Source organism: Aquidulcibacter sp. (assembly GCF_020253525.1).
Classification (GTDB): Bacteria; Pseudomonadota; Alphaproteobacteria; order Caulobacterales; family Aquidulcibacteraceae; genus Aquidulcibacter.
This window is the reverse complement of the sequence record NZ_JADCBK010000131.1, coordinates 1-7,788: the sequence shown is the minus strand read 5'-3', so window position 1 is coordinate 7,788 and position 7,788 is coordinate 1. Positions and strand designations below refer to the sequence as shown.

Below are 7,788 nucleotides of genomic sequence, written 5' to 3'. Positions count from 1 at the left end.
GGTCGCGGGTTCGAGCCCCGTCGCTCGCGCCATTCCTAGCCCCGCCTGATGTGAGCTTGCTCCATCAGGGCGGTGGCGGGAAGGTTCGGTTTCACTTTTTCCCAACTCAAAATGCGTGGACTGCTTGGGTCAAACCAAGATCGGTCTGCCTTTGATGCGGTCTCGATAATTCCAAGCCGACAAAGCCGTTTTCACAATCACGATCTGAACAATCAGCGTCATGCCATCCATCGGATAAAGGCCGATGACTTCTGTGAAGGCCATTGCGGTGATGGCGGTGAAGATACCGATCATCGGCATCATGGCTGGCTCACGCGCTGCCTGCATCACAATTTGCCACCATGTTCGGGCAAAGGTCAAAGCGATCAAGACAAGCCCGATCAATCCCATTTGCAGGCGAATATCGATGGGCGTGGAATGGGCGTCAGGTGGCCTGAAACCCTCCATGGCGGCTGTTACTTTGTCGACTGGGCTTGTCAAAGAGGTGTCGGTCCAAAAGGCCTGATAGCCCCAGCCCAGCCAGGGCCTTTCGGCAATCGGGTCTTCTAAAGCGCGCCAGATATCGGTGCGGCCCGTCAAGGTTGGCGCTTTTCCCAAAAGCTGAAACACAAGGGGCGCGAGGATGGTGATAACCAAAAACGAAATTGCAAGACCCGAAACAACCGCCCAGACCGACAAAACTGCGGCACTGGGATGGCGTTGTGCTAGCCAAACCGCAACTGGCATGGCCATCGCTAGCCCTGTCACCAAGATTGCGGTGGTTGCTTCACTCTTGATCGCACACAGGGCAATGATCACAAGGGCAGGGGCCGTCCAAATGACGGCCCGCGGCTGCATGAGCGCATAACCCATAACCCCTCCGGATGCGACGGCCATGGCGACGCCCAAGGTCTGCTTAAAGCTCCAGATACCCGACCAAGCCCCGGGATAAATCTCTGTCATCACCCCCCATTGCGGGGTCAGGATGGCAAGTCCTGCTGAGACGACAGCTTGCATCGTAAACAAACAGGCCAGAATGCGCGCGAGGCGTAACCAACTCAAATACTGGCTGATCATACAGGCTGCCCCATAGGTCACACACATCAACAGACCCTGCCGAAGGGTGAGATCCGGCTGGTTCGACCATTGGAAGCTCGCCATCGTCCACAAAATGAAGAGGAAGAAGGGCCCGCCCACCAAAGCGGTCCGCAAGGCCATATGCGGCTTATAGGCGACCGCCAGAGCAGTCAGAAGCACCGTAGGCGCATAAATGAGGAGAGACCAAGCCGGAGCCTCCTTCAAATGCTGCACCTTCATGACAAAAGCCACGGTGGAGCCAAAGCAGCAGAACAGATAAAATGCGATGGCCAGATCGATCAAAATGATCTTGCGCCGATTGTCAGGATGGGCGGCACCATGGGGCACATCGGCAGGCTCTCGGCTGACCGTTGGGCGTCGACGGGACAGAAAATCTGCCGCTGGATGATATAAGGGCCTGCTCACGTCCCAAGTCTTAGCCTAAAATGTTGAAAGTCTGGTCAACAAATCCTCGCGAGCTCTGCGGCAGGCATCTGGGCTGCAGAGGAGTGTCGATTGGCCTTCCCCAATCCCTTGGTCCGCCTTAAGCAGGAAGTCTGAGCCGTGACACGAATGGGGTAGTCGATATGGAATGGGGCTGGGACAACGCGCGCGCTATCCTTGGTGCGGTCTTAATCATCGCTCTTTGCTGGGCGATGAGTGAGAACCGGAAGACCTTTCCGTGGCGACTGGCGTTGGGGGCTATGGCGGTGCAAGCCTTTCTTCTGGTTCTGTTGTTCGCAGTTCCGGCCTCGCAAGGCTTTTTGAACGGGGTCAATGCGGCCGTCGATGGTCTCAATGCCGCAACCGTTGAAGGCACGAAATTTGTCTTCGGCTATTTGGGCGGCGGCGAGGCCCCGTATCAGTTAGCCAAACCTGGCGCGCCACCCCCATTTGTTTTCGCATTTCAGGTCTTGCCGCTAATCCTCGTGATTTCAGCCCTATCGGCAGTACTTTGGCATTGGAAAATCTTGCAATGGGTCACGCGCGGTTTTGGCTATTTGTTCGAGAAGTCCATGGGGCTAGGCGGGGCGTCGGCGCTGGCAACTGCGGCCAATATCTTCATGGGCATGGTGGAGAGCCCGATTGTAATCAAAGGCTATCTCGACAAACTCTCACGCTCTGAGCTTTTCATGATGATGGTTGTAGGGCTTGCCACCGTTGCAGGCTCTACCATGGTTGCCTATGCCGCAATTCTGTCACCCACGTTGCCCAATGCCGCCGGCCACGTTCTAGTTGCCTCAATCATCACCGCGCCTGCTGGCATTTTGCTAGCCCGCATCATGATCCCAGAGCAGCCTGGCCAATATGTTGATGGCATGGATTACAGCTCCGCCCTGAAATATGAATCAACGATGGATGCCGTCACCAAGGGTGTTCAAGATGGTATGATGGTGGTGGTCAATGTTGGCGCCTTCTTGTTGGTGTTTGTGTCATTCGTTTGGATCGCTAACGGTCTTCTGACTGTTTTTGGCGACCAATGGGGTGGCCCACTGACCCTGCAGCGCATCTTTGGCTATTTGTTCTCTCCGCTTGCTTGGATCATTGGCATTCCAGCTGAAGACATGCAGAAGGCAGGGGGCCTTTTTGGTTCCAAGCTCTTTTTGACGGAATTTGTCGCCTTCATTGAACTCGGTAACATCCCCGTCGAGGCCTTGAGTGAGCGCTCGCGCATGATTATGACCTATGCCTTGTGCGGCTTTGCCAATGTGGGCTCCATTGGGATTATGACCGGTGGCATGACGGTATTGATGCCCGAGCGGCGCAACGAAATCCTCAAGCTTGCATGGAAAGCCCTGATCCCCGGTTTCTTGGCCACCTGCTTATCCGCGACCATTGTGGCGGCTCTGCCCATGGGCGTGTTTGTCCATTGATATTCTGAGGTCTCACGATGAAACTGTACACAGCCAAACTCGCCCCTAATCCGCGCCGCGTTCACATGTTTCTGGCCGAGAAGGGCCTATGGGATAAGGTTGAACGGGTGCACCTTGATCTGGCCACTCAGACCAAAGTGCCTGAGCATTTAGGGCGCAATCCCATGGGGCTCGTGCCCGTTTTGGAGCTCGACGACGGCCGCTTCTTGACCGAAAGCCGCGCGATTTGCACCTACCTCGAACATTTTCAACCAGAGCCAAATCTGATGGGGGAGACCCCTGAAGAGCGGGCTTTTATCGAGATGTTTGATCGACGGGTTGAATGGGGCGTGCTCCTGCCTGTCGCCAATTGGGTACGCCACGGTCATCCGGGCTTGGCGGTTCTGGAAAAGCCCCAAATTCAGGACTTTGCCGACGCCTCTGCCGAAAAGGCCAAAGCCGCCATGGAATGGCTCGATGCGGATTTGGCCGATCGCGACTATGTTGCTGGCAATCGCTTCACCATCGCAGACATCACAGCCTTTGCCGCAATTGAATTTGGTCGGATTGTGAAGTTCAAACCGTGGGAGGTCCATCCCAATATTGCGCGCTGGCGCGAGGCGGTGAAAGCGCGACCTTCGGCGGACGCGGGCCTCGCCTAATGTTCGGCTCTGACAATCAAGCCCCAGCCCACCCACGTGTCTTGGAAGCCATGCTTGCGGCCAATGAAGGGCGCTGTGGCAGTTATGGCGATGATCCTTGGACCCAGCGGGCGCTTGATCTGCTTTATGAGATTTTTGAGACGCGAGACCTAGACGCCTATTTTGTTGGAACTGGCGGGGCGGCCAATGGCTTAGCCCTGTCTGCCCTGTGCCCGCCTTGGGCGGCAATCATGGCCCATCCCCATGCCCATGTACTGGAGGATGAGGGTAATGGCCCGGAATTCTTTACCAGTGGCTCTCGCCTCGTAGCCTTGGGTTCTAAGGGGCTTTTGGTTCAGCCCGAGGATGTTGAAGCCGCCGCTGCCCGCCATAGCCCAGAGTTTGTCCATGGGCTCCAGCCCCGCGCGATCACCTTGACCAATTTGAGCGAGAGCGGACAGGTCTATGTCCCCGATCATGTGCGTGCGATCAGCAAGGTCTGTTCGGAGCAAGATTGGGTTCTCCATGTTGACGGTGCCCGCTTTGCCAATGCCGTGGTTGGGACAAAGGCATCGGCAAGTGAGCTTTCGTGGCGGGCAGGGGTTGATGCCTTGAGCTTTGGCTTGACCAAGAATGGGGCTGTGGCGGCAGAGATATTGATTTTGTTCGGCCAAGCCCGAACCAAAGCCACCGCTTATTTGCGCAAGCGCGCGGGCCAACTTTTCTCCAAGCACCGCTATTTGTCCGCCCAAGCTGTCGCCATGCTTGAGGATGGTTTGTGGCTGGAGCTCGCCCGTCACGCCAATCAGATGGCGACCGATCTGGGCGCGTGTTTTGAGCGGGCAGGGGCACGTTTAGCGGCTCCTGTGGCTGGCAATGAAGTATTTGTGCACCTTAGTGCCAACCAGATGATTGCCCTTCAATCCGCCGGGATTGGCTTCTACCCATGGACCACGTTAGGCCCAGACACCTATCGTTTCGTTGCCTCTTGGCAAACTGCCCCCGACGACATCGCAGTTGTTGCCAAAGCTTTGGCCTAAGCGGCCAGCTCAGCCCGTTTTGGCAACTAGGAATTCCCAAACCTGTAGGCCGCCATGCCACACCATATTGGCTGCAACCACATAGATGATGGCAACGCCCAAATAGCCAATCCAGCGATGTTTTTGCAAAAGATTGGCGATCAGGTCTGCGGCAAAAGCCATAAAACCAATAGCGCATAGAAGGCCGAGCGCCAAAACGACCATATGGCCTTGGGCAGCCCCAGCCACGGCCAACACATTGTCGAGCGACATGGACAGATTGGCGATCATCACGGTGATGATGGCGCTCGTCAGCGTCTTGGGATGAGCCGTTGCATGGTCTGGAATCCCGTCATGATCGGCGTCGGCTGCGTCTTGCTCGCGCAATTCCGTCAAGAGCTTCCAGCCCACCCACACCAAGAGCAAACCGCCCAGCAATTGCAGGCCGGTGATGAGCAAAAGCTTTGCTGCAACCAGCGCGAATAGAACGCGCAGGACGACGGCCCCAGCCAAGCCCCAGAATATCACCTTTCGGCGTTGCTCGACCGGCAAACCGGCTGCAGCCAACCCAACTGCAATTGCATTATCGCCTGAAAGGGCGACATCAATGGCCAGGATCTCGAGGAGCTTTATGCCCTCACTTATCATGAGTTCAGGCGTCATCAGTCGGTCGACTTCTTCTTTTGCGCCATATGGGCCGCATAGAGGGCAATGGCGGAAGCAGCCGACACATTCAAGCTTTCCATTTGCGGATGAATGGGGATACGCGCCAATCGGTCGCACCGCTCGCCCACCAAATGGCGCAAGCCTTTGCCTTCTGCCCCCATGACCAGCACGACCGGCGAGCCATCAAGCACGTCAGCTAAATCTTGGTCGGCTTCTCCGGATAGTCCCACTGTCATCCACCCATCTTCGGCCAATTGAACAATGGTTTGAGCAATGTTCACCACACGGACATCGGGCACCATTTCAATGCCGCCAACAGCAGCCTTGGCTAGCGAACCGGTAATGGGTGGGGCTTTACGGTCTTGCTGAATGATGGCGCGCACGCCAAAGGCGGCGGCTGAGCGGAAAATCGCCCCGATGTTTTGCGGATCAGTCACTTGGTCCAAGATCAAGGCAATCCCTTCGGCCGTGGGAAGCGCTTGGTCTAGGCCACTACTTTCCAGCGGATGCACACGCACTGCGATGCCTTGATGGACAGCACCCGGCGGCAAAAGGGCCGAGAGGCTCTCGCCATCGGTCAAAGCAATCTTGCTCTTATCGATTTGGCTATCTTCTAAGCTTTCCAGCGTATTGCGGGTCGCACGAAGCTCCAACACTTTGCGCTTGGGATTGGCCAGAACCGCAAGCACCGCATGGGTACCATAGATCCACATGCTGCCATCGCTTGGCTTATCATCTCGCGCTGGACGCGGCCCCTTTGCCTTCCAAGGCGCACCGGAAGGCCGATCGCGCCCCGTGTCTCGGCCACCGTCGCGGCCACCGTCCTTTGGACGAAAACGTGAATTCTTAGTCATGACGTTCTTTTAACGGGAAAAAGGCGGCGCTGTCGCCTATAAGGGCTGCGGAAACTCTTTTGAGGACGGACAGGAGATTGAAGATCATGCTGACACGTAAGCAAGGCCTAGGCCTGACATTTGGAATCGGATTGGGTGCTGCCCTGGTCATTGGCTTTCAACCGGTTGCGGCTCAAACTGATGGGCAAGCCCGTTTGTTGGAATTGGATGGTGTTGCTGGCCAAGTCGAAATTCGTACCTCCCCCGGGGCTGCATTCAACGTCCAAGTGACGCCCGGTGCCAAATTATCCGCCACAACGGAGCGGGATGGGATAGTTTTACGTGTCAAAGGCCCAATCCAAGGCAAAATGCGCACTAATTGCAGCAGTTATAACCAGAATGGCCGCCGTATCGAAGAAATCAAAATCGACGGGGTGCGCTATAAGGCAGAAGATCTTCCCAAGATTGTGGTGACGGGGCCAAGCTCTATGGGGCTACGAATCAAGCGCTCACTGATCAGTGGCAAGGCCGGGGATGTCGGCGGGGCCACCATTACCATGATCGGCTGTGGTGATTTTGCTTTGGGCAAAGTGGCCCGCAATTTGGAATTGACCTTGGCAGGCTCTGGCGATTTTCGTACCGAAAGCGTCGGTGGCGACCTGAATGCAAGCTTGGCAGGCTCTGGCAATAACCAAACCGGCCCCGTCAAAGGCAAGCTCAAGCTCGATCTCGCAGGGTCGGGGGATACCAATATTGGCTCCATCGGTGGACGCAGCGAAATCAATCTGGCGGGTTCTGGAGACGTTCGGCTAGGCCAAGTTCAAGATGATGTGGTCATAAATTTGGCAGGATCAGGCGACACCTTCATCCAGGGTGGCCGCTCGCGGTTGGAGGCCAATATTGCAGGCTCTGGCAATATACGTCACGGCGGCACGGTCATCGACCCGCAAGTCAATATCATTGGGTCGGGTGATGTGTCGGCAGCCAAATTGGAGGGAAGCCCCCGTGTTACCAAATTAGGGTCGGGCGGTTTTCGGGTTGATTAGGGCCGCTCTGGCCGATTGACAGGGCGGGCCTGTGTGCCAAAATAGTCCCGTCCTGCAGTTATGTGAAACTCATCTGCTTGATCACAGCCAATCGCCATTGCGTTTGGAGCGACCATCGCTATAACGCGGCCCTTCCAGAGCGGCTTGCCGTGGCTGAGGCATGAAGTGACTCATGTCCGGCAAGAGGGTTTGGAACTCCTGAAACGCCGTTGCGGTATGTGCTGGCATCGGTTGCGATTGGGTGTCACCTGGTGAGGTGGCCGAGTGGTTAATGGCAGCAGACTGTAAATCTGCCCTCGAGAGAGTACATAGGTTCAAATCCTATCCTCACCACCAGTGACATCCCAAACCGCAATCCTTGAATGGCCAACCTGGGGCTCGTCGGTTCGGGAAATCGGATGCGGGTATAGCACAATGGTAGTGCAGCAGCCTTCCAAGCTGAGGATGTCGGTTCGATCCCGTCTACCCGCTCCAGTTTTTTGAATTTTGTAGCGTCTTCAAGCGCTATGTTACTAGAGACGAAGGGCACGACCATGGCTAAGGAAAAGTTTGAACGTACGAAACCGCATTGCAACATTGGCACGATTGGTCACGTTGACCATGGTAAGACGACGTTGACGGCGGCGATCACGATGACGCTGGCGAAGGCTGGTGGTGCGAAGGCGATGAGCTAT

8 protein-coding genes and 2 tRNA genes are annotated in these 7,788 nt (G+C 56.1%); 7 read left to right on the top strand and 3 right to left on the bottom strand.

Annotated features, from left to right (window positions below; all coding sequences use genetic code 11):
* Positions 1-129 precede the first annotated feature (129 nt).
* The gene (locus tag IOB61_RS14070; protein ID WP_290817966.1) at positions 130-1,482 is read right to left on the bottom strand and encodes an O-antigen ligase; all 1,353 of its coding nucleotides are present in this window, start codon (positions 1,480-1,482) and stop codon (positions 130-132) included.
* A 161-nt stretch (positions 1,483-1,643) separates the two neighbouring features.
* Here IOB61_RS14070 and IOB61_RS14065 point away from each other — a divergent pair, with 161 nt between their 5' ends.
* The 3 genes from IOB61_RS14065 to IOB61_RS14055 are packed head-to-tail and all read left to right on the top strand — an operon-like array spanning position 1,644 to position 4,590.
* Positions 1,644-2,930 carry a nucleoside transporter C-terminal domain-containing protein gene (locus IOB61_RS14065; protein WP_290817963.1) on the top strand — a complete coding sequence of 429 codons (1,287 nt, stop codon included), beginning with the start codon at positions 1,644-1,646 and terminating at the stop codon, positions 2,928-2,930.
* 17 nt (positions 2,931-2,947) lie between these two features.
* Entirely contained in the window at positions 2,948-3,571 is a 624-nt protein-coding gene (locus IOB61_RS14060; RefSeq protein WP_290817960.1) for a glutathione S-transferase family protein, read from the top strand.
* Positions 3,571-4,590, top strand: coding sequence for a low specificity L-threonine aldolase (locus IOB61_RS14055; protein WP_290817957.1), 1,020 nt, complete (start codon positions 3,571-3,573; stop codon positions 4,588-4,590). The genes IOB61_RS14060 and IOB61_RS14055 overlap by 1 nt, the downstream gene beginning before the upstream one ends.
* Before the next feature lie 9 nt (positions 4,591-4,599).
* On the opposite strand, the gene IOB61_RS14050 is transcribed toward IOB61_RS14055, so the two are convergent.
* The gene (locus IOB61_RS14050; protein WP_290817954.1) at positions 4,600-5,232 is read right to left on the bottom strand and encodes a YjbE family putative metal transport protein; all 633 of its coding nucleotides are present in this window, start codon (positions 5,230-5,232) and stop codon (positions 4,600-4,602) included.
* Positions 5,232-6,089, bottom strand: a complete 858-nt coding sequence (rlmB, locus tag IOB61_RS14045) for a 23S rRNA (guanosine(2251)-2'-O)-methyltransferase RlmB (RefSeq protein ID WP_290817951.1) — start codon at positions 6,087-6,089, stop codon at positions 5,232-5,234. The genes IOB61_RS14050 and rlmB overlap by 1 nt, the downstream gene beginning before the upstream one ends.
* Positions 6,090-6,175: 86 nt before the next feature.
* Here rlmB and IOB61_RS14040 point away from each other — a divergent pair, with 86 nt between their 5' ends.
* The 4 genes from IOB61_RS14040 to IOB61_RS14025 form a co-directional block, all read left to right on the top strand.
* Positions 6,176-7,114 (top strand): DUF2807 domain-containing protein, encoded by a 939-nt coding sequence (locus IOB61_RS14040; protein WP_290817948.1) that lies wholly within the window; start codon positions 6,176-6,178, stop codon positions 7,112-7,114.
* Positions 7,115-7,364: 250 nt separating this feature from the next.
* Positions 7,365-7,450 (top strand) — tRNA-Tyr (locus tag IOB61_RS14035).
* A 64-nt stretch (positions 7,451-7,514) separates the two neighbouring features.
* A tRNA-Gly gene (locus IOB61_RS14030) sits at positions 7,515-7,588 on the top strand.
* Positions 7,589-7,647: 59 nt separating this feature from the next.
* Positions 7,648-7,788, top strand: a 141-nt coding sequence (locus IOB61_RS14025) for a GTP-binding protein (RefSeq protein ID WP_290803522.1), incomplete at its 3' end; no start/stop codon positions are given.

Excerpts from the sequence above, each read along its gene's own strand:
- rlmB (WP_290817951.1), bottom strand. The coding sequence starts at position 6,089 with ATGACTAAGAATTCACGTTTTCGTCCAAAGGACGGTGGCCGCGACGGT.
- IOB61_RS14055 (WP_290817957.1), top strand. The coding sequence starts at position 3,571 with ATGTTCGGCTCTGACAATCAAGCCCCAGCCCACCCACGTGTCTTGGAA.
- IOB61_RS14060 (WP_290817960.1), top strand. The coding sequence starts at position 2,948 with ATGAAACTGTACACAGCCAAACTCGCCCCTAATCCGCGCCGCGTTCAC.
- IOB61_RS14065 (WP_290817963.1), top strand. The coding sequence starts at position 1,644 with ATGGAATGGGGCTGGGACAACGCGCGCGCTATCCTTGGTGCGGTCTTA.
- IOB61_RS14050 (WP_290817954.1), bottom strand. The coding sequence starts at position 5,232 with ATGACGCCTGAACTCATGATAAGTGAGGGCATAAAGCTCCTCGAGATC.
- IOB61_RS14040 (WP_290817948.1), top strand. The coding sequence starts at position 6,176 with ATGCTGACACGTAAGCAAGGCCTAGGCCTGACATTTGGAATCGGATTG.